The 17,076-nt window shown below is 65.8% G+C and carries 25 protein-coding genes; 8 read left to right on the top strand and 17 right to left on the bottom strand.

The window, feature by feature from the left end; genetic code table 11:
- Positions 1-19 precede the first annotated feature (19 nt).
- The 6 genes from ACFWN7_RS01940 to ACFWN7_RS01915 form a co-directional block, all read right to left on the bottom strand.
- Positions 20-169, bottom strand: a complete 150-nt coding sequence (locus ACFWN7_RS01940) for a hypothetical protein (protein ID WP_376936983.1) — start codon at positions 167-169, stop codon at positions 20-22.
- On the bottom strand, positions 166-480 hold the full coding sequence (locus ACFWN7_RS01935) for a hypothetical protein (RefSeq protein WP_376936982.1): 315 nt from the start codon (positions 478-480) through the stop codon (positions 166-168). The genes ACFWN7_RS01940 and ACFWN7_RS01935 overlap by 4 nt, the downstream gene beginning before the upstream one ends.
- Before the next feature lie 259 nt (positions 481-739).
- Complete coding sequence (locus ACFWN7_RS01930) at positions 740-1,159, bottom strand: hypothetical protein (RefSeq protein WP_376936981.1); 420 nt, start codon at positions 1,157-1,159, stop codon at positions 740-742.
- 160 nt (positions 1,160-1,319) lie between these two features.
- Positions 1,320-1,565, bottom strand: a complete 246-nt coding sequence (locus ACFWN7_RS01925) for a hypothetical protein (protein ID WP_376936980.1) — start codon at positions 1,563-1,565, stop codon at positions 1,320-1,322.
- Between the two features lie 189 nt (positions 1,566-1,754).
- Positions 1,755-2,135 carry a hypothetical protein gene (locus ACFWN7_RS01920; RefSeq protein ID WP_376936979.1) on the bottom strand — a complete coding sequence of 127 codons (381 nt, stop codon included), beginning with the start codon at positions 2,133-2,135 and terminating at the stop codon, positions 1,755-1,757.
- Between the two features lie 15 nt (positions 2,136-2,150).
- Positions 2,151-3,572 (bottom strand): recombinase family protein, encoded by a 1,422-nt coding sequence (locus ACFWN7_RS01915; RefSeq protein ID WP_376936978.1) that lies wholly within the window; start codon positions 3,570-3,572, stop codon positions 2,151-2,153.
- Between the two features lie 135 nt (positions 3,573-3,707).
- Here ACFWN7_RS01915 and ACFWN7_RS01910 point away from each other — a divergent pair, with 135 nt between their 5' ends.
- Genes ACFWN7_RS01910 through ACFWN7_RS01900 form a run of 3 tightly spaced genes read left to right on the top strand, consistent with a single transcriptional unit; the run spans position 3,708 to position 7,953 of the window.
- Positions 3,708-4,649 (top strand): DNA-processing protein DprA, encoded by a 942-nt coding sequence (locus ACFWN7_RS01910; RefSeq protein ID WP_376936977.1) that lies wholly within the window; start codon positions 3,708-3,710, stop codon positions 4,647-4,649.
- Positions 4,646-5,635, top strand: a complete 990-nt coding sequence (locus ACFWN7_RS01905; RefSeq protein ID WP_376937101.1) for a tyrosine-type recombinase/integrase — start codon at positions 4,646-4,648, stop codon at positions 5,633-5,635. Before ACFWN7_RS01910 ends, ACFWN7_RS01905 begins: the two co-directional genes overlap by 4 nt.
- A complete protein-coding gene (locus tag ACFWN7_RS01900; protein WP_376936976.1) occupies positions 5,629-7,953 on the top strand; it encodes a tyrosine-type recombinase/integrase in 2,325 nt (774 codons plus the stop codon). Before ACFWN7_RS01905 ends, ACFWN7_RS01900 begins: the two co-directional genes overlap by 7 nt.
- Positions 7,954-8,032: 79 nt before the next feature.
- Here ACFWN7_RS01900 and ACFWN7_RS01895 read toward each other — a convergent pair whose 3' ends face one another.
- The 5 genes from ACFWN7_RS01895 to ACFWN7_RS01875 are packed head-to-tail and all read right to left on the bottom strand — an operon-like array spanning position 8,033 to position 10,344.
- Complete coding sequence (locus ACFWN7_RS01895; RefSeq protein WP_376936974.1) at positions 8,033-8,647, bottom strand: hypothetical protein; 615 nt, start codon at positions 8,645-8,647, stop codon at positions 8,033-8,035.
- Positions 8,644-9,228, bottom strand: a complete 585-nt coding sequence (locus ACFWN7_RS01890; protein WP_376936973.1) for a DUF6286 domain-containing protein — start codon at positions 9,226-9,228, stop codon at positions 8,644-8,646. Before ACFWN7_RS01890 ends, ACFWN7_RS01895 begins: the two co-directional genes overlap by 4 nt.
- Complete coding sequence (locus tag ACFWN7_RS01885) at positions 9,225-9,620, bottom strand: hypothetical protein (RefSeq protein ID WP_376936972.1); 396 nt, start codon at positions 9,618-9,620, stop codon at positions 9,225-9,227. The genes ACFWN7_RS01890 and ACFWN7_RS01885 overlap by 4 nt, the downstream gene beginning before the upstream one ends.
- Positions 9,620-9,808, bottom strand: coding sequence for a DUF2273 domain-containing protein (locus ACFWN7_RS01880; protein WP_376936971.1), 189 nt, complete (start codon positions 9,806-9,808; stop codon positions 9,620-9,622). The genes ACFWN7_RS01885 and ACFWN7_RS01880 overlap by 1 nt, the downstream gene beginning before the upstream one ends.
- Positions 9,805-10,344, bottom strand: a complete 540-nt coding sequence (locus tag ACFWN7_RS01875; protein ID WP_376936970.1) for an Asp23/Gls24 family envelope stress response protein — start codon at positions 10,342-10,344, stop codon at positions 9,805-9,807. Before ACFWN7_RS01875 ends, ACFWN7_RS01880 begins: the two co-directional genes overlap by 4 nt.
- 148 nt (positions 10,345-10,492) lie before the next feature.
- On the opposite strand from ACFWN7_RS01875, the gene ACFWN7_RS01870 reads away from it, so the two are divergent.
- Genes ACFWN7_RS01870 through ACFWN7_RS01860 form a run of 3 tightly spaced genes read left to right on the top strand, consistent with a single transcriptional unit; the run spans position 10,493 to position 11,987 of the window.
- Complete coding sequence (locus tag ACFWN7_RS01870) at positions 10,493-11,071, top strand: RNA polymerase sigma factor (RefSeq protein ID WP_376937100.1); 579 nt, start codon at positions 10,493-10,495, stop codon at positions 11,069-11,071.
- Positions 11,068-11,658, top strand: coding sequence for an Asp23/Gls24 family envelope stress response protein (locus ACFWN7_RS01865; RefSeq protein ID WP_376936969.1), 591 nt, complete (start codon positions 11,068-11,070; stop codon positions 11,656-11,658). Before ACFWN7_RS01870 ends, ACFWN7_RS01865 begins: the two co-directional genes overlap by 4 nt.
- On the top strand, positions 11,655-11,987 hold the full coding sequence (locus tag ACFWN7_RS01860) for a hypothetical protein (protein ID WP_376936967.1): 333 nt from the start codon (positions 11,655-11,657) through the stop codon (positions 11,985-11,987). The genes ACFWN7_RS01865 and ACFWN7_RS01860 overlap by 4 nt, the downstream gene beginning before the upstream one ends.
- 59 nt (positions 11,988-12,046) lie before the next feature.
- Here ACFWN7_RS01860 and ACFWN7_RS01855 read toward each other — a convergent pair whose 3' ends face one another.
- The 6 genes from ACFWN7_RS01855 to ACFWN7_RS01830 all read right to left on the bottom strand — a co-directional run bounded on the left by ACFWN7_RS01855 (position 12,047) and on the right by ACFWN7_RS01830 (position 15,541).
- Positions 12,047-12,406 (bottom strand): hypothetical protein, encoded by a 360-nt coding sequence (locus tag ACFWN7_RS01855; protein ID WP_376936966.1) that lies wholly within the window; start codon positions 12,404-12,406, stop codon positions 12,047-12,049.
- Between the two features lie 136 nt (positions 12,407-12,542).
- Positions 12,543-12,827, bottom strand: coding sequence for a DUF4193 family protein (locus ACFWN7_RS01850; protein WP_376936965.1), 285 nt, complete (start codon positions 12,825-12,827; stop codon positions 12,543-12,545).
- Between the two features lie 200 nt (positions 12,828-13,027).
- Positions 13,028-13,192 (bottom strand): hypothetical protein, encoded by a 165-nt coding sequence (locus tag ACFWN7_RS01845; RefSeq protein WP_376936964.1) that lies wholly within the window; start codon positions 13,190-13,192, stop codon positions 13,028-13,030.
- A gap of 85 nt (positions 13,193-13,277) precedes the next feature.
- Positions 13,278-13,943 (bottom strand): hypothetical protein, encoded by a 666-nt coding sequence (locus ACFWN7_RS01840; protein ID WP_376936963.1) that lies wholly within the window; start codon positions 13,941-13,943, stop codon positions 13,278-13,280.
- A gap of 79 nt (positions 13,944-14,022) precedes the next feature.
- Entirely contained in the window at positions 14,023-14,817 is a 795-nt protein-coding gene (locus tag ACFWN7_RS01835) for a hypothetical protein (RefSeq protein WP_376936962.1), read from the bottom strand.
- A 559-nt stretch (positions 14,818-15,376) separates the two neighbouring features.
- Entirely contained in the window at positions 15,377-15,541 is a 165-nt protein-coding gene (locus tag ACFWN7_RS01830; protein WP_376936961.1) for a hypothetical protein, read from the bottom strand.
- Between the two features lie 68 nt (positions 15,542-15,609).
- On the opposite strand from ACFWN7_RS01830, the gene ACFWN7_RS01825 reads away from it, so the two are divergent.
- Together ACFWN7_RS01825 and ACFWN7_RS01820 are read left to right on the top strand one after the other, a co-directional pair.
- Entirely contained in the window at positions 15,610-16,425 is an 816-nt protein-coding gene (locus ACFWN7_RS01825; protein WP_376936960.1) for a metallophosphoesterase, read from the top strand.
- A 134-nt stretch (positions 16,426-16,559) separates the two neighbouring features.
- A complete protein-coding gene (locus tag ACFWN7_RS01820) occupies positions 16,560-17,063 on the top strand; it encodes a DNA-processing protein DprA (protein ID WP_376936959.1) in 504 nt (167 codons plus the stop codon).
- Positions 17,064-17,076 lie beyond the last annotated feature (13 nt).

The following is a 17,076-nucleotide window of genomic DNA, read 5'->3' as shown; positions in this document are numbered from 1 at the left end:
CACTCTCCGTTTTGAAGGGCTACGGCCTCGGCTTCCACCGGCGAACGTCCCAGTCGGCGGCGGCCTCCACCGGCACCAGCTTCCAGTCCTCAAGGTCGCCGAAGATGCCGCGAGCGGTCGGCACCCAGACCATGCCCTCGGGCGCGTCGTCGTCGTCGATGAACGTCATTCCTCGTCCTGCCGGTCGCGCTCCTCCTCCTCGGCCACCGCCACGGGGAGCGACGCCTCGATGTCGAGCAGGCGCAGCTTGATCGTCTCCTGCCATGGTGGGCCACCGGTCAGCGCCGCGAGCTGTGAGAACGCGGCCCCGAGTTCTCTGGATTGCCACGCGAGCAGATCGAGCACGTCGAATCCGCCGTCGAGGTAGCCGCGCAGAATGCGCTTGTACAGGCGTTCGTTGCCAAGGTCGGCGGCGAGGGCGAGCTGACCCCCGACGTGGCCGAGGAAGATGTCCGCGGGGTTCATGCCTGAGATGTCCATGGTTCGTTCCTTCCTGTTCGTCATCAGCGTTCTGTAGAAGTGACCCGGCTGGGTCGTGAGGTTCTACGCAAATGAGAGAAGGTGTTGGGTCCTTCGCACGCTGCGAAGGACTCCCGTTAACTTCCTGTTGTTCTTCCTGTTGTTCTTCCTGTTAACGTCGGCAATGCGCGGACGGGGGTGTCCGCAATGCGCGGACGGGGGTGTCCGCAATGCGCGGACGGGGAGGCGCGTATTGCGGACACCCCCTTGATGGTGTGAGTCACAGCGTCTCCACATCCGGCACCCATGTCTGCTGACCCTTCAGGATCACGGACATCATGGGGACCTCGCCGTTCGCGTCCTTGACTCGCTCGTCCCACCAGCGCCACGGGTGGGACTTGGGACCGAGCGGCAGGTATGAATGCGAGGTCATCCGTGAGCCGGACATAGGCTCGTAGGCCCGTTGCGTCCGGATCACGTCGCGGTCTTCGAGGTCACTCATGATGCGCTCAATGCTGCGCCGGTAGATGCCGAGTTCGCGGGACGTACGGCGCAGCGAAGCGAAGGCGTAGTGCGTGCTCTCGTTGGTCATGTCGGCCAGGTAGAGCAGCACCGCCGCCTCACCGGGCGTGTACAGCTGCCGACCCTCCGCGTCGAACTTCTCGGTGGCCTTCCACCACTTCACGGCCTCGATGCTCACGGGACCACCTCGGACGGACGCCGGAGGTAGTGCAGCGACACGATGGGACCGGGGACCGAGTCTGGCGATGACGGTGGGCGGAGAGTAGACTCCGATTCAAGATCGCCCGTCAGCATCTTGTGAGAGCCCCCGGTGGTGAGTCGGGGGCTTTCGTCTGCGGTCACGACGCTGCCCTGGTCTCGTCGGCAGACGCCTCACCCCGGGGAACCGCTTGCGCGGGCGGTCGCGGCGGATTGAACGCGGCCATGATGACGGCTCGCTGGTCATCGTCCAGCGGTGGTGCCTCGGCGACCAGCTCGGCGATGCGTACCCGCTGCTCCGGGGTAAGATGCGGCTCCTGTGCCAGCACCCGGGTGACGTGGTCTTCGAGGCGCGCGGCGCGGAGGTCGCGCATGGCCTCGACCATGATGGGCGAGTCGATGTCGTGCTCTCGGGAAAGTGCGGCGTAGCGGGCTCGGGCGGATTGCCAAGTAACCGGCATGATGCTCCTTGGGACAGGAAGTATCGCTCCCTGCGCAGGAGCCCTGACCCGACGGATGCGAAGGACGCGCGACGCCACCCGTCGGAGCGCGTCGCCAGCTACGTACCCACGATGCTACGGCTGGCTACCTGCTTTGGCTAGCTCCCGGAGCGGAACCTCACCCAACGCGGAGTCCACCAGTTGCCCGACCGTCTCGGTGAGTCGTTCGAGTCGCAACACCACGTCCTGCTTGCACCGCGGGCACACGAACCGGACACGCCCTGGGCCGTCCATGGAACGAGGGCAGTTCAACATGAACACCTGACGACCCCGGGGCCACGGGTGGCGCTCCACGACACCCTTGTCGGTGAACGGGGCGCGCTGAAGGGGGGTCGATGTTTCGACCTCGGGCAGGATGACCTCGACCTCAACCCGGATGCGCTCCAGTAGGGTTCGAGCGTGCGGCTGCTTGGCCTTCCCGTCGCAGAACACCAGGACATGTGCTGCCGCGGTCACGATCCCACCCCAGCCCTAAGCCCCAGCCCCAGCGCGTCGCTTCCACTTGATATCGACCGTGTCCTCCCGGAACGTCCGGACTCCGCGGCCCGGGGGCAGCACCTTCACGGTCATCAGAGCGTCCACCACGGTGCGTCGGGTCTCCACCGTCATCTCCTGCTCCCACACCTTGCCGGGGTCGTCGCTGAGCACGAGGGCGGCGAGCACGTCGGTTTGACCCGCTCTCGCGAGTTCCGCCTCGACCACGGCAAGCTGACCCTTCACCCGGTCCTGAGCATCCTTGTACTCAAGCCCCGTCAAGAGGTCGTCGGCGTAGTCCCGCGTCTGCTGGCCCAGCCGCTTCCGGAGGATGCCCGCATCCATCTGGAGCCCCGCCACGTCCTCGCTGGATCGCAGCAGCAGGTCGTACGCATCGTCACGTGCGACACGGGCGAGCACGACAGAGCGCACGAAGTTCTCCACCGGCTCGGCCATGCGGCTGACGTGACCGCTTGACCCGCTGCACCGGTACGCGCGCACCCCGGGCCGTGCGCTGCCACCCGCGTGCACGGTGGCCTCGCACACGCCACAGAGGGCAAGGCCCGACAGCATCGACCGACCAGTGACCGCAGGGCTGCTGCGTCGGTCCGGGTTCTCGAGGATGGCGACGGCGGCGCGCCATGTCGGCTCATCCACTACCGCATCCCACGCTGCTGGCCCGGTCTCCTCACCCAGATAGGAGGCGATGCCCGCGTAGCGCCCGTTCCTCAGCACGGCGCGCACAGCTCCCGGCGTCCATGGCGATGGTTGCCCCCCGTGTCCGCTGCGAGCTTGCCGGGGCTGGCCGGTGATGAAGCCGCGAGCGTTCCACTCCCGGGCGATACCAGCGAGCGACGCGCCTTGCAGCAGGCTGTCAAAGCCCCACCGGACCGCGTCGGCCTCGTCCGGCCGCACGGTCATCCCGTCGGCGTCGTAACCGAATGGACGCCGACCACCGGTGCGGTACCCGCGCCGCGCTCGGTCCCGGTTCGCGGACTTCTGCCGCTCGGCCTTGTGCTCCACCTCCGACGCCGAGGCGGCAGCAAGGATACGCGCCACCATCCGACCCGACGAGGTGTTCAGATCGATCTCCGAAGCGGTGACCGCGAGGAACCGGAGCGGTCGGTCCTCGGCCAGCTCGATCAGCGGCTCAAGATCACGCGGGAGACGGTACAGCCGGTCGGTGTGCCACATCACGATCGTGTGTACCTTACCCGCCTCCACGTCAGCGAGCAGTCGTTGGAACTCCGGGCGCTTTTTGCGCCGGTTCGTGGCGCTTACATCGTTGTCCACGTATTCGTGGGTCACGGTGAGGCCCCGGGTGGCGGCCAGCTCCCGGCATTCGGCGAGCTGGCGGGTCACTCCGGCGGCCTTCCCGGTGGGGTCAAGGCTGATGCGAGCGTAGGTCACGGTGGTCATAGGTCACACGGTACGCCACATCTGTTATTTGCACATCCTGGTTACCGCGTGGACACTGGCGGACCTCGATGGCGCGACTGCGCCGGGCGCCGGGCATGTCGGGCGCGCGCTGCTGTTCCGAAAGGGGATCACGCAATGAGTGTCGTGGAACGATCCGCGAGGCAATCGTCGGCCGAGTTCGCCGCCGTCAGGCCCGGCCCACCCGACCTGGAAGCGTTCGCGCGGGCGGTGCTGGGTCTCGTCGCGGAGCCCGGAGACGGTGTGCTCGGACGAACGATCAGCGCCCTCCGTGCCGTCCGCACCGCTGAGCTTCTGCTCGAACGGGTCAGTGGCGAGATGCTCTCGGACGCGGTCGGCGAGGCGGGCGGCGCGCTCGACGCGCACGAGGCTCGCACCGGCCTGGAGCGCTGGCTGCCACGGCTCGACCATGCCACGTTCGTCCGGTCGATCTCGCAGGCCGCACGCGTGGGCGCGAGGTTCGTCGTGCCGGGCGACGCCGCTTGGCCCGGGCAACTCGATGAGCTCGACGTGCATGCTCCGATCGGACTCTGGGTGCGGGGCCGCCACGACGCACTGGCACAGAGCGCGCGGTCGATCGCGCTCGTCGGCGCGCGGGCCGCGACCGGATACGGGGAGCACGTGGCCATGGCGGCATCCGCCGGGCTCGTCGATCGGGGGTTCACGATCGTCTCGGGCGGGGCCTACGGCATCGACGGCATGGCGCACCGCGCTGCGCTCGCGAGCGACGGGATGACGGTGGCCTTCCTCGCCGGCGGTGTGGACAGGTTCTATCCACTCGGTCACGAGTCGCTGCTCACGCGGATCGCCGAGACCGGCGCCGTACTCTCCGAGCTGCCGTGCGGAGCGGCGCCGACCAAGTGGAGGTGTGTTGACCGGACTAGCGCACTATGTTGCTCTCCGAGAATGCGAAGCTCGTCGTCATGGGTCAATTGCCGGGTGAGGTCGTTCCGCTCGCCGATCCGCCGTTTTGGTCCGTTCTCGACGGCGGGCGGCGTCTTGTCCCAGAGATCGGCTCGTACCTTCTCGACTTCTGGGCCTCGGGCAATTCGCCTTTGAGCTCGAGGTCGTATGCATTCGGGTTGTTGAGGTGGTATCGCCACCTGGAGTTGTCCGGCGTCACGTGGGAGCGGGCTGACCGTGGCACGGTCCGGGACTTCGTACTGGCCTGCAAGCAGCCGTCGGCGTTGTGTGCTCGCGCTCTGAGCCCGCGGACGATCAACCACAACCTCGCGGTGGTGTCGTCGTTTTACGCGTTCCACATCGGCCAGCAACGCGGTCCATTGCTGAACCCGGTACCTCAACGAGGACAGGGCCGCGGCGGCCGCTTCGCTGCACACCACAACCCGGAACATCCGTTCACGAACGATCGGCGCGCAGATCTGCGGCAGCGGGTCCCAGTGACTGCTCCGAGGTCGTTGACGGAACAGCGGATCGCAGGGCTTTTCCGGGTGCTCAATCACCCACGAGATCGTGCACTGCTCGCGTTCTACCTGAGCAGTGCGGCACGACCGTCCGAGTTGCTCAACATGGGCGTCGACGATCTCGACCCCGGTCGGCAGCAGCTGGTCGTGGTCCGGAAAGGCACAAGCGCGCGGCAGGTGGTTCCAGCCTCCTCGGGATCGTTCCTCTGGATGCGGCTCTATCAGGACACGCTGCCGCCGGAGCTGCTGCAGTCTGGACAGCCGGCGTGGTGGACGCGGCGTCGCCCGTTTCGGCCGTTGAACTACGACGCAGCTCGCGCGATGCTCCGTCGGGCGGGTGAAGCGCTCGGCGCGCATATTCGGCTGCACGACCTCCGCCACACCGCCGCCGCTCAGATGGCGCAAGACTCGTCCCTGAGCCTCCCAGATATCCAGCGGATCCTTGGGCACGCGAACCTGTCGACCACGGAGATATACGTCCGGCAACACGACGCCGACGTCCTCACCCGGGTCGCCGAGCATCTCCGAGCGCGCGAGCAGCCGCAGCTTCCCCCTTCGAAGGAGAGCCTGCGATACGACCATGACGATCTGATCGAGTTGATGGGAGACGACCCTTGGTAAAGGACTTACCCGTCCTCGACGCCCTCGAGAACGCGCTCGTGGCGGACACGCGCTCTGCGGATGGGCCCGCTGTGTTCCGGGCACCTTCCCGCCCGGATATCACCGCTGGCGAGGTTCTCGAGGCAGCGAAGCGGCTGCGGCAGGAGGACAAGCACGGCGGCCGGAACTATCGGCCGCTGACAGAGCTGTTCCTCGGCCGTCTCCTGGATCTGCCCGGTGACAGCTGGCAGGAGCGTTGGGACGCGAGCGGCGCTGGAACCATGCTGGAGCCCGACGCTTGGACAGAGGCATTCCCCGGTCTCTCAGAGGCCGCCCGAGCCGCGGGCACCGGGCCGGGAATGGGGGTTACGGTCCTGCTGCACCTGGACGCGTTCCGACCTACCACGCAGTTCCTCGCACACAATAGCCGCATCCGCCTCGGCGGGTTCCTGCCATGGACCTCGACAGGGCTGGAGGAAGCCCATGCCCGTCATCACGCGGGAAAGACGAGTGTTCCCTCGGACGGTAGACGAGCGCTCCTCGTCGTCCAAGCTGCAACCGGGAAGCACCTCGAGGAGATCACCGCCGACGACTTGGTCCGCTTCACGAGGGTGGTCAACGACAAGCGTGGTCGAGCAAGCGCCGCGGTGGCATGGGCACTGCTGAAGGACCTCGGCATCGCGCCATCGGACGCTCCGAGCTTGCGGCAACTCGCTCACCCCGGGCGCCGCGACGTTGCCCAGATCGTCGAGTTCTACGGAATCGAGCCGGCCCCGGTTGCCGAAATGTTCATCCGCTACCTCCGAACCCGGGAAGCATCCCTGGACCACTCCAGCCTGCGCAGCCTGTCCTACGAGTTGCTGCGGAAATTCTGGCGCCCGATCCGCGAGCAGAACCCCAGCCAGGAGGACCTCCACATCAATCCGGAGCTCGGACGGCGCTGGAAACAGCACATCGCACACGAATTCGCCGACCGTCACCGCGCGATGTTCGCCGTCCGTGGGCTCTACCTGGACATCGCCGCCTGGGCGACCCACGACGCATACTGGGCCCGCTGGGCCGCACCGTCGTTCCTGACCACCAACGACACCGCCGGCGCCATGAAGCAGAAGAGACGAGTTCAGTCCGAGATCCACCAGCGCATTCGCCACCTCACCCCAGAGGTTCCCCGTCTGATCGGAAGCGTCGACCAGGATAAGGACCGACAGCAAGCATTGCTCGCTATCGCCGAAAGCACGCCGCCGGGCGACACCTTCGAGTTCGACGGAGTGTGCTATCACCGTCTGCCGCGGCCGTTGCCCGGGTATGCGATGAGCTCCATCCCGATCCGCAATGAGACCACCGGCGCGGTCATCGCCCAGGCTAGGGCGGAAGACACCGCGTTCTGGGCATGGGCCAGTATCCACGTCCTCCACGAGACCGGGATCCGCATGGAAGAACTGCTCGAGCTCACGGCGACGGCGCTGTTCACCTACCAACCGACGAATAACGAGCGGATGCTGTTGTTGCAGATCGTTCCCTCGAAGTCGGACCGCGAACGAGTGCTGCTGGTCTCACCCGAGCTCGCACACGTCCTCGCCACTATCCGGCAGCGTGTCCGCGGCGACGAGCACCAAGTCCCGCTCGCGGTCCGGTACGACGACGCCGAGAAGACGTTCAGCCCACCCCTGCCGTTCCTCTTCCAACGGCGGCTGCGAACCCACAACCGTGTGTTCTCCCACTCGACGATCCGCACCTTCCTCATCTACGCCCTCAAGATCTCCGGCGTCGGTGACGAGAAGACCAAGCTCACCGCCCACGACTTCCGCCGCATCTTCGCGACCGACGCGCTACGCACCGGGCTGCCCGTCCACATTCTCTCCAAGGTCATGGGTCACCTGAACATCGCGACCACCCAGGGATACGCCGCCGTTTTCGATGACGAGGTCGCGCGACACTTCCGCGAGTTCGTTGACCGCCGTCGAACTCTCCGGCCCGTCGAGGACTATCGGGAACCGACGTCGGCAGAGCTTGAGGAGTTCCAGGCGCACTTCGCGAAACGGAAGGTCGAATATGGCTCATGCTCACGCGGCTACGGCACACCTTGCGCCCACGAGCACGCCTGCATCCGCTGCCCGATGCTCCGCCCCGATCCCGAGCAGCGCCGCCGCCTCGAGGCCCTCCGCGGCAACCTCGTCGAGCGGCAGGCAGAGGCCCGCCGCATGGGGTGGATGGGCGAGCTCGAGGGCATCGAGATCAGTCTGCGTGCGGCCGATGAAAAGCTCAGCCAGATGAGCACCATCGTTCGACTCACGCTCGAGCGGCGCCGGGCCGACAAACCGGGGACCGGCGCGGGCTGACGCGGGCACTACGGCGTCGCTGAGCATCAGCTGCTCTACTGCCTCAACGAGTTCACGTTCCGGGTCGAGTGTTGCAGGGTCAGGTGACTCGGCTCTGGTCGTGGGCGAGTTTGGCGCGGATCCCGGAGTGCATTGATACGAAGGTTGGGACGTTCTTCCCGGTGAGGGTGGCGAGGTTGCTGACGAGGTGGTCGATGTCCTCCATCACATGCCTGGGTGAGGTGTTCTGCCTGGGGGTGACGCTGACGTGCATGACCGGACGCTTCTTGACGTTATTCGCGGTGACGCTGGCGAAGAGGATCTCGTCTCTGGTGCCGAGGGAGTGCTGGAGGGCGTCTGAGGCGAAGGCCTCCTGAACGGTGACGCGTCCGAGCGGGTTCTCTTGCCCGGTCGAGCGGAGCACGGTCCGCGATCGACGCCCGCCGATGCCGGTGAGTGCGACGATCAGGAGCACGATCAGCAGCAGGATAAGCGCGAGTACAGCGAGGCCGATCCAGCTCAAGGCACCGAGCCCGATCTTGGTCGTTTCCAGGGCTTGGTCGATCCAGTTTTCAGCTGCCTCCCCGGCGCCGGTCCAGTATTCCGCGGCGGCGGGCCAGACGATCAGGATGATGGCTGCGCCGCCGAGGGCGAGAAAAACGATGCCGACGAGCAGGAGGATGATCCGGTTCGCGGCCCGGTTGGTGTTGTTCATCGGTCCCACTCGCTCTCTTCGGATCGTTTGATGCGGACCCGGGTCTTGACTCGCGGGGCGAGTTGGTAGGAGTCCATCTCGGTGTCGGCGAGTTGTTGGACGCGGTCGCGTTGGAGCGGGACTCCGGGGCCTGGTGTCACGGTGACATCGACGGTGCGGTGCGCGACGCCGACGGTGATGTTCTCGCGGGGGATGCCGGTTTCTTCGGTGAGGTGTTGAGCGAGGGCTGCCGCGATGACGCCGTTGTCGATGACCACGGCCCGGCTCGGGTAGGTCATCTCGTGTTTCGGGAGCCGGCCCGGCGCCACAGCGAGCCCGATTAGCACGAGCCCGATCACCGCGAGGGCGATGCCGCCTACGACGACGAGCCAGCCCGGTTGCGCGGTCGGCAGTCCGACCAGCCAGGCGAACCCGGCCAAGGGCCCCAGCAGCAGCGCGGGCTGCGCGGCAAGGTACAGCACGATCTCCGCGCCGAGGTAGATCAGCACGATCAGCAGCACGACGACGGCGATGATCATCGCGATCGTTCGGGGGGAGTGTGTCTCACGGCGCACGACGCGGCGGAACGCGGGGGTGCTCATCTCACTCTCCTCTTCTCGGCGATCACCGCGCCGGTCACGGTGACGTTCACCCGCATCACATCCCGGCCGAGCAGGTGCGAGATGCGGTCGCGGAGCTGCTGCTGGATCGCAGCGACACGGTCCAGGACCGGCATACCCGACTGGATGGCCGCGGTGTCATCGAGGTCAGGGATCGGGAGCGGGCTGGCGATCCGCACAGCGATGCCGTGACCGAACTGGCCGACGTCGACGGACACGTCGCCGCGGTCCACTCCGATGACGGTGGCCGCGGCTTCCTGGGTCACTTTGACCAAGACGCGTTCTCGGATATCGATGCGGCCGGGGTGGAGGGGTTCATCGACGGCGGCCTGCACAGCCTCGCCGTCGATGAGTCCGGCCTGGGTGGCGACCATTACGAGGTACGCCGCCCACTGAATGCGGTCGCGAGACCGCGGACGTCGAGCTTGCCTGACACGATGCGCCCCAGCACGGCACCGATCCCCATGAACAGGGCCACCAGGAGGAACCCCCAGAACCCGAACAGGATGATCGAGACGGCAAGGATCGCACCGATCAGCGCACCGGAGACGGTCGGAGTCATGAGACGCGCGACTCCTCTTCGCTGTCGTCGCTGGGCAGGTGCACGTCGTTGACTTCGACGTTGACCTCGACGACCTCGAGCCCGACGAGCTTGCTGATCGCTCCGCTGACCGCGGCCCGCACGTTCGAGGCCACGTCCTGCACGGGCGCGGGGTACTCGACGACGATCGTGATGTCGGCGGCGGCCTGGGTCTCGCCGACTTCGACGTTCACACCCTGCGCGTAGTCGGTGGCGCTCACCGCTTCGCGGATCGCGCCCATCATCCGGGCGCCGCCTCCGCCGAGCGCGTACACGCCCGACACCTCACGTGCCGCGATGCCGGCGACCTTGGCGACCACGCCGTCAGCGATGGTCGTCGTCCCGGCCGTGGACGTGTCCGCGGGCGGGCGGGAACCGAACGAGCGGTCAACGCGCGACGTGCTCGCAGCCTTCGGCGGCGTCTGGCTCGGCGGCGTCTGAGACTGAGGCTGCGGCGTCTGGGTCGGCGGCGTCCCGGCCGGCGTGGCGGGCGTGGTGGTCATGTCTTCGGTGGCCATGGGGAGTCCTCTTATCCGTTCGCGAAGTGGAACGCAACCACCTAGCGGTTTCGCGTCCGAGCGATACGTTCGCTCTATAACTAAGAGGCGTCTCGGGGTGAATTCGTCACAAAGAAGTTCGACGGAGGACGTTTCGCGGGAGGTGATCATGTCGGTGATCCATGCAGCTGCCATCGATGCGCCACGTCTGCAGGTGGTCGCCGACGAGATCCTCGTCGAGCGTGCGATCGACGACGACACGGCCGCGTTCGCAGCGCTCGTGCACCGTCACGCCCCGTTGATGCGCGCCCACGCACGCCGGATGCTCGGCGACTCCAGTGACGCGGACGACGTGGTCCAGGACGCGTTCGTGATCGCCTGGCAACAACTGCCGAATCTGCGCGACCGGGCGATGGTGAAGTCCTGGCTGATGAAGATCACCAGCCGTTGCGCGCTCTCGCACCTCAAACGACGACCGCCCACCCTCCCGCTGCCCGTCGTCGAACCCGCACTTCCCGACACCATGCAGCCGGAGAACCTCGCGGTCCGCACCGCGCACCTGAGCGCGCTGTCCGTCGCTCTTGACAAGCTGCCCGAGGATCAACGAAACTGCTGGCTGCTCAGAGAGGTTGCGGAACTCAGTTACGCCGAGGTTGCGAAAGAGATGAATCTGACACCGGCATCCGTACGCGGAAAGCTCGCCCGCGCACGGGTCAGCCTCACCATCCAGCTGGAGGGATGGCGATGACCGAGATCACGCTCGAACGCCTGGACTGCGGGAAGACCGTCGACGAGCTCAGCGACTACCTCTCCCGCGACCGAATCCCGTACGACCCGGACATCGAGACCTGCCCGGAATGCCTCAACGCGCTCGACGCCCTCACCCGCGTCGCCCAACTTTCGCGCGACCTGATCCTTGAAGACGCCCGCACCCTACCCCCGCCTCCTGACACCTGGTTTGACGAGATCATGGCCAGCATCTCCCACGAGATGCGCTCCGGCCGAGACCTCCCGATTCAGCACCCCGACCCGCGCGTGCAGATCAGCGTCACCGAAGGAGCCGTCCGCGCGTTGCTGCGCACCATCGGCGACACGATCCCCGGAGTCATCGTCGGCAAGTGCGAACTCATAGGTGACGCCGAACAGCCCGGCGCCCCCATCGAAGTCCACCTCAGCGTCAGTGTCGCCTGGGGTCAGCACATCCCCGAACTGTCCGAACAACTCCATCAATCCGTGAGATCGGCACTGCGACAGCACACCGAGCTGAATGTCACCGCGACCCACATCGACATCACCGACGTCCACGGCTACGTCACCGCAAGCGCGCCAGCATGACCGAAATGGCCGCCGCTCCCGCCTTCGACAGCGACGAAGCGCTCACCGCAACTGTCCTCGCCGTGCCCGGCGTCGACGCGGTCTTCGCGCCAAGCCGCCTCCCCGCAGCTGTCCCCCTTGTCGCCGCCGCCCTCGTCGGACAAAACCCGCACCTCATCAACAGAGTGAGCTCCACCGAACAAGACGGCGTCACGGTCATCACCGCTCGGATCGCCACACAACAAGCGATCCCCACGCCAGAGACCGCCCGTAGCGTTGCGGACACGCTCCGCGCCCGGACTCACGGCACCAATTCGACGATCAGAATCCAAGTCTCACGCATCATCTGAAGGAGTGCCCGCCGCAAGGGTTAGAAGCAACCCAGAGCATCCCCACGTAAGCCACATCATCAGTGCTTGTAGACACCAACATTGGGAACACCACCAACCGTGATGCGCTCAAGGGCATCGTCGCCCGAGTGGGGTTCATGACGATCGGTCGACACGATTGCGAGTACCACGATCTCTTGATCGTCGGAGAGCAGGTAGAGGTCGAAGTCACCGACGCGCTGCCTCCATATGCCTTGTTCAAGGGTCGGGAGCTGTCCGATGCTCGAGCTGAGAAGACCATAGGAGAACGTGGAGTTCTCGAGCGGACGGAGATCATCGCGCGCTCGACGAGAGAGCACCCCAAGCCCAGGTACCTGCAAGCGTTCCGGCGATCGCCGGAAGTCAGCAAGCGCGGCCGCAGCGATCTCAGTTCGATCCATGCTCACCCGCTCTCGTTTCGCTTTCGTGTCAGCGTGGATCGATCGACTTGAACATCCGCGGTGTCGCGCCCTTCGCCCGTGGCGGACGCTGACTGCTTCCACTCCTGGGGACCCTACGCTCTTTGCCAACCGCGTTCTATGGGTCGGCGCAGTCGACACAGACGGCGTCGGTACCCGATTGGTCTGCCAGCCGGTGCAGGTCGATGAGGAGGAAGCAGCGGCTGCAGGTGAACTCAGATGGTTGGGGTGGCACGATTACCACGTCGGGGGTGGGCTCGGAGATCTCATCGAAGCCGCTGTCCCAGTCCTTGAGGTCGTCGCTTTCGATTTCGACCGAGTTGCCGACGGCCGACAGGATGGACAGTTCGGTCAGTGGTTGCTCCGCGTTGTCGGTGCGCGGCACGTCGTAGTCGGTGGTCATGATCTTCACTCCTGAGGGTGGATGAGATCCCTTCGTGAACAAGTCCTTATTCGTGAGGATCGGTCTGAACGAATGGGTGTGCAGGGACAATCGTCCAAGAACAGCAACTGACTTGGCAGCTGGCGGTCCCGACGTGATGACCGGCGCCGAGGGCAGGATGGTCTGCTGCCCTCGGCGCCGTCTTCCCAGAAGATGCGGCGTTATCCCCCGGCCAGCATCTTCGGGTCCACTCCGAGCTGCCGCAGCATCCCGGCGTCCTGGTCGGTGTCGACCTGGTCGGGGAGATCGGACTCGGCCTGCCTGGCCTTCTCGTCGTCTCCACGGTTCTTCAAGAAGTCGATGACCTGCTGCTTCTGAATCTGCACGTTTTTGCTCCTTCGCGTTGGGTGTTTCTTCTGATGCCAGACGAACCATTGCCGGCCCGCCTGATGCAGCCTGTTGGCTGCAGTCCTATTCGCCGAGGCCTTCCCGATCGACCTTGCGGTGGAATCGCATCCCGGCCATGCCGCCGAGGATCGCCCCGCCCAAGGCCACCACCGCGACAACGATGATGGAGATGACAGCCGCCATGGTCGCCTGGTCCTCGGGGAATGGCAGGGTCGGCATCGCGCCCGTGGGAAGTGAGAGGTTCTGCCCGGCGATGAGCCCGACCACGGTCAAGATGACCGCGATGACAACCGCCCAGATCCACACGGCGACGCCCTGTAGCACGCCGCTGAATCTGGCCATCCGCCCGGCGACGTAGCCGCCGCAGTAGTACGCGATGAACCAGATCACCAGCAGAATGATGACCCCCCAGATCCCGGCCGCTTGCAGGTTCTGCCCGGCATCGGCTGCCGCCTCGTCGACGCCGCCGGTCATCGCGCCGACCAGCGCAGCGATAGCGGCAGCGAGGGCGATCAGGAGCACCGTGGCACCGGTAGCGGTCAGCCACCCGAAGAACGCTGAACCGATCTTGATTCCGCCATAGCGTTCCTTCTCCCGCTCGACGACGCTTTCCCGGTCGTATCGGTCTCGCGAGTCGGTGTGTTCCGCGACGACCGGCTCGCTCTCGACCCGCTCTACCCGGGGTTCGTGCCGTCTCCCCGGATCACTGGGGCCAGTTGCTGAACTCATGTCGCCCTCCTTCTCCTCGGCGCTCTCAGGCCGGGTAGCCGCGGCCACGGTTTGGCGGGGGACCCGCGCGCGCAGGTCCCTACATGGGGCGTGAGCCCGAAGGGCGTGCCCGGTACTGCGGTTCCGGCGGGGCATCCAGCTTGTGCTGCGCCTTCTCCTTGGCCTCCTGAGCCTGTTCCTTGATGCTCGGAGCGTTCTTGGCTTCCTCCTTGATCTTCGGAGCCTCTTCCTCGGCCTTGCTGAGGTACTGCTCGACCCGGCCCTGCATGGGCTTGATCAGCGCACCGCCGACCCCGACGATCAGGATGCCGGCGATCGTGGCGAGTACCGCGATCAGGATCGGCATGGTGACCGTCACCGCGATCCGCATCTGGTTGAGGGCGGCGATGACACCCAGACCGATGATGAAGAAGCTGGCCAGGTTCGCGAGCGTCTTGCCGTAGGACAGGCCACCCAGGGAGTTCTTGATGAGTTCACGCACCGCCGCGGCGATGGCGAAGGTGATTACGAGGATGATGATCGCGACGAAGATCAACGGCAGGTAGGCGATGATCGCGGTCAGGATGTCGCTGATCGGGTTCGGGCCGAAGACGCCGAACGCCATCTGGAGCACGAACAGCATCAGGAAGTAGAAGACGATCTTGCCCACGATCGCGGACGCGTCGTACTTGCTCTTCGCGAGGGCCTTCTTGATGCCGCCGCGTTCGACCGCACGGTCGAAGCCGACCTTCTCCAACACCTTGTCGATGATCTTGGAGATCACCTTCGCGATGATCCACCCGATGAGGAGGATCACCAGGAACAGCAACAATTGCGGTAGGAACGTCGCCAGATTCTCAAGCGCCGTCGAAAGACCGTTCTGGATGGCTTCCATGTCGATTCTCCTAAGAACGTGGTGCGATGGATGAGACGCGGGCGCGCCTCAGGGCGGGTCGCGTCTGCCGGTGCGGCAGCGGACCCGTGTAGCCCGGCTCATCGAGCCAGGCGCACGAGGTCGTCGTGCTCGCTGCCGCGAGAGTCTCCTGCCACACAGAGCCAGAAGCCGCTCGCGGAGGAGAGGGTGAATACGCCTTCTTCATGTCTTCGCTCCACATCTGGTTGAACTCGAATGAGCTCCAGCGATGTGCGCTCCGAGGTCCGGGGAAACGACCACCTATCGATACGAACGGTACGGTGACCTGCACCCCCTGTCGCGGGGTTGCGCGACAGCGAAACGACGTGTAAAAGGTGGCCCGCTTGTTCAGTCAGCGAGTTGCACACTCATGCGGACTCGGCCCTACCTCACCCTGAACAGATGCCCAGATCCCGAGTTGGCGACCCGCGCGATCGCGGCTCACGAGGACCATCCGCCTCTTGCTCGAGCCGACGCCCACGCACGTCGCCCGGAGGTGACAGCTTCCGAGTCGCGGGGTCACGTGCATCCGGCCCGGCTGCTACTTCGCGGCGTCGTCACCGAACGGCATCCACATAAGCTGAGGCCCATGGACGATGCAGTCCAAGCGAACTGCGAGGTGCTCGCCGGCCGTATCGGGAATGAGCTCAAGCGGGATCTCGCACATCTCGCACCTCGGGGCCGCTTCATCGTCTTCGAAGCCCATGACAAGAGTCTGACGCATGCTCCAGTCCGGTAGAGGCCCCGGACGACAGATTCGAGAGAATTGCTGCTATGAGTGAGTATCCGCGGTTCGACTTCGACCAGGTGGACTTCATCACCGCTGACACCCACTTCGGTCACCAACGCATCATCGAGCTCGCCGATCGGCCGTTCGGGTCCGTCGACGAGATGAATGACGAGATGACCCGGCGTTGGAACGACATCGTCGGCCCCGATGACGTAGTGCTCCATCTGGGCGATGTCGCACTGGGGCCAATCGAGGAGTCGATGGCGATGACTCGGAAGCTCAACGGGCGTCGCTTCCTGATCCCAGGCAACCACGACCGGGTCTCGTCGGCGACCCAGACCAAGGCAGCGATCGAACGATTCAGGCCCCTGTACGAGGCGGCAGGCTGGGAGATCCTTCCAGAGATCGTGGAAGGCACACGCTCCGGGCACCGCCTTTTGGCATGCCACTACCCCTATTGGGGCGACTCACAGGAGGTGGAGCGTCACCGCGCCCACCGGCCCCGAAACGACGAAGAGCTCCCGCTGTTGCACGGCCATACCCACGCCCGCGATCACGGTCCAGGCGGGCTCGAATTCCATGTCGGCGTCGACGCGCACGGCTTCGCGCCGATACCGTTCGCGAGGATCGACGAGTGGATCACGACGATTCATCCCGGCCTCACACGCCTGAATACCGCCATCCGGGATGCTCGCGAGATCGTCACCTCTTACGAGAATGTGCCATGGCCTGAAATGGACGCACTGTATTACACCCAGGGATACAACGACCTTCGGGCCGTGCTCGGAGAGCTGCTCGACGCACTGGACGCACCAGAACCCGACTCCCACCACGACGAAGCGCTGCCGGACGGCGACTGACAATCAAACGAGACTGACGGATTCGGGGAGTCGGGTGCCTGGGCTGGGCGATCGAATCGAGCGTGAATGAGTCGGCGCCGGCCACCAAGCCCAGGCCACCAAGCTTGCAATAAGCCTTAGTTCGGAGAAGGTTCTTGCAACGCAATCGATTGATCGCCGCATCCGCCGACGCCACCGTCGTGCTCGAGGCCGGCGTTCGCTCCGGCTCGCTCAACACGGCCGGGCATGCCGCGGCGCTCGGCAGGCCGCTCGGCGCGGTGCCCGGGCCCGTCACGAGCCCCGCATCGGCCGGATGCCATCGCCTCCTTCGAGAATATGACGCCGTGTGCGTCGTCGACGCCGACCAGATGGCCGAACTGGCCGGCGGGGGCCGGGTCGCCGATGCCGGCGCGGGCCGGGTCGATTCCGGCGCGGCCGGCGTGGCCACTGCCGATTCCGGCGTCACCACGACCGAGCCCGCGCCCGACCTGCTGCGTGTGACCGACGCCCTGAGCACGCGGAGCCCGCGCGGCATCGACGACATCGTGCGGCGCACAGGGATGTCAGTGCATGAGGTCATGGGCGTGCTCGGCGTGCTCGAGGTGAACGACGCGGCAATGCGACACTCCGATGGGTGGGTTCGGCGTCGTTCGTCGTGACGCGCGCCGGGGT

Origin of the sequence: Agromyces sp. NPDC058484 (assembly GCF_042720415.1) — a bacterium.
In the GTDB taxonomy this organism is placed as follows: domain Bacteria; phylum Actinomycetota; class Actinomycetes; order Actinomycetales; family Microbacteriaceae; genus Agromyces.
This window is presented reverse-complemented; position numbering and strand designations above follow the sequence as displayed.

Bases quoted from the DNA above. Each gene is read 5' to 3' on its own strand.
- ACFWN7_RS01940 (WP_376936983.1), bottom strand. From the start codon at position 169: ATGACGTTCATCGACGACGACGACGCGCCCGAGGGCATGGTCTGGGTG.
- ACFWN7_RS01935 (WP_376936982.1), bottom strand. From the start codon at position 480: ATGGACATCTCAGGCATGAACCCCGCGGACATCTTCCTCGGCCACGTC.
- ACFWN7_RS01925 (WP_376936980.1), bottom strand. From the start codon at position 1,565: ATGGTCGAGGCCATGCGCGACCTCCGCGCCGCGCGCCTCGAAGACCAC.
- ACFWN7_RS01915 (WP_376936978.1), bottom strand. From the start codon at position 3,572: ATGACCACCGTGACCTACGCTCGCATCAGCCTTGACCCCACCGGGAAG.
- ACFWN7_RS01910 (WP_376936977.1), top strand. From the start codon at position 3,708: ATGAGTGTCGTGGAACGATCCGCGAGGCAATCGTCGGCCGAGTTCGCC.
- ACFWN7_RS01895 (WP_376936974.1), bottom strand. From the start codon at position 8,647: ATGAACAACACCAACCGGGCCGCGAACCGGATCATCCTCCTGCTCGTC.
- ACFWN7_RS01890 (WP_376936973.1), bottom strand. From the start codon at position 9,228: ATGAGCACCCCCGCGTTCCGCCGCGTCGTGCGCCGTGAGACACACTCC.
- ACFWN7_RS01885 (WP_376936972.1), bottom strand. From the start codon at position 9,620: ATGGTCGCCACCCAGGCCGGACTCATCGACGGCGAGGCTGTGCAGGCC.
- ACFWN7_RS01880 (WP_376936971.1), bottom strand. From the start codon at position 9,808: ATGACTCCGACCGTCTCCGGTGCGCTGATCGGTGCGATCCTTGCCGTC.
- ACFWN7_RS01875 (WP_376936970.1), bottom strand. From the start codon at position 10,344: ATGGCCACCGAAGACATGACCACCACGCCCGCCACGCCGGCCGGGACG.
- ACFWN7_RS01870 (WP_376937100.1), top strand. From the start codon at position 10,493: ATGTCGGTGATCCATGCAGCTGCCATCGATGCGCCACGTCTGCAGGTG.
- ACFWN7_RS01865 (WP_376936969.1), top strand. From the start codon at position 11,068: ATGACCGAGATCACGCTCGAACGCCTGGACTGCGGGAAGACCGTCGAC.
- ACFWN7_RS01860 (WP_376936967.1), top strand. From the start codon at position 11,655: ATGACCGAAATGGCCGCCGCTCCCGCCTTCGACAGCGACGAAGCGCTC.
- ACFWN7_RS01855 (WP_376936966.1), bottom strand. From the start codon at position 12,406: ATGGATCGAACTGAGATCGCTGCGGCCGCGCTTGCTGACTTCCGGCGA.
- ACFWN7_RS01850 (WP_376936965.1), bottom strand. From the start codon at position 12,827: ATGACCACCGACTACGACGTGCCGCGCACCGACAACGCGGAGCAACCA.
- ACFWN7_RS01840 (WP_376936963.1), bottom strand. From the start codon at position 13,943: ATGAGTTCAGCAACTGGCCCCAGTGATCCGGGGAGACGGCACGAACCC.
- ACFWN7_RS01835 (WP_376936962.1), bottom strand. From the start codon at position 14,817: ATGGAAGCCATCCAGAACGGTCTTTCGACGGCGCTTGAGAATCTGGCG.
- ACFWN7_RS01830 (WP_376936961.1), bottom strand. From the start codon at position 15,541: ATGGGCTTCGAAGACGATGAAGCGGCCCCGAGGTGCGAGATGTGCGAG.
- ACFWN7_RS01825 (WP_376936960.1), top strand. From the start codon at position 15,610: ATGAGTGAGTATCCGCGGTTCGACTTCGACCAGGTGGACTTCATCACC.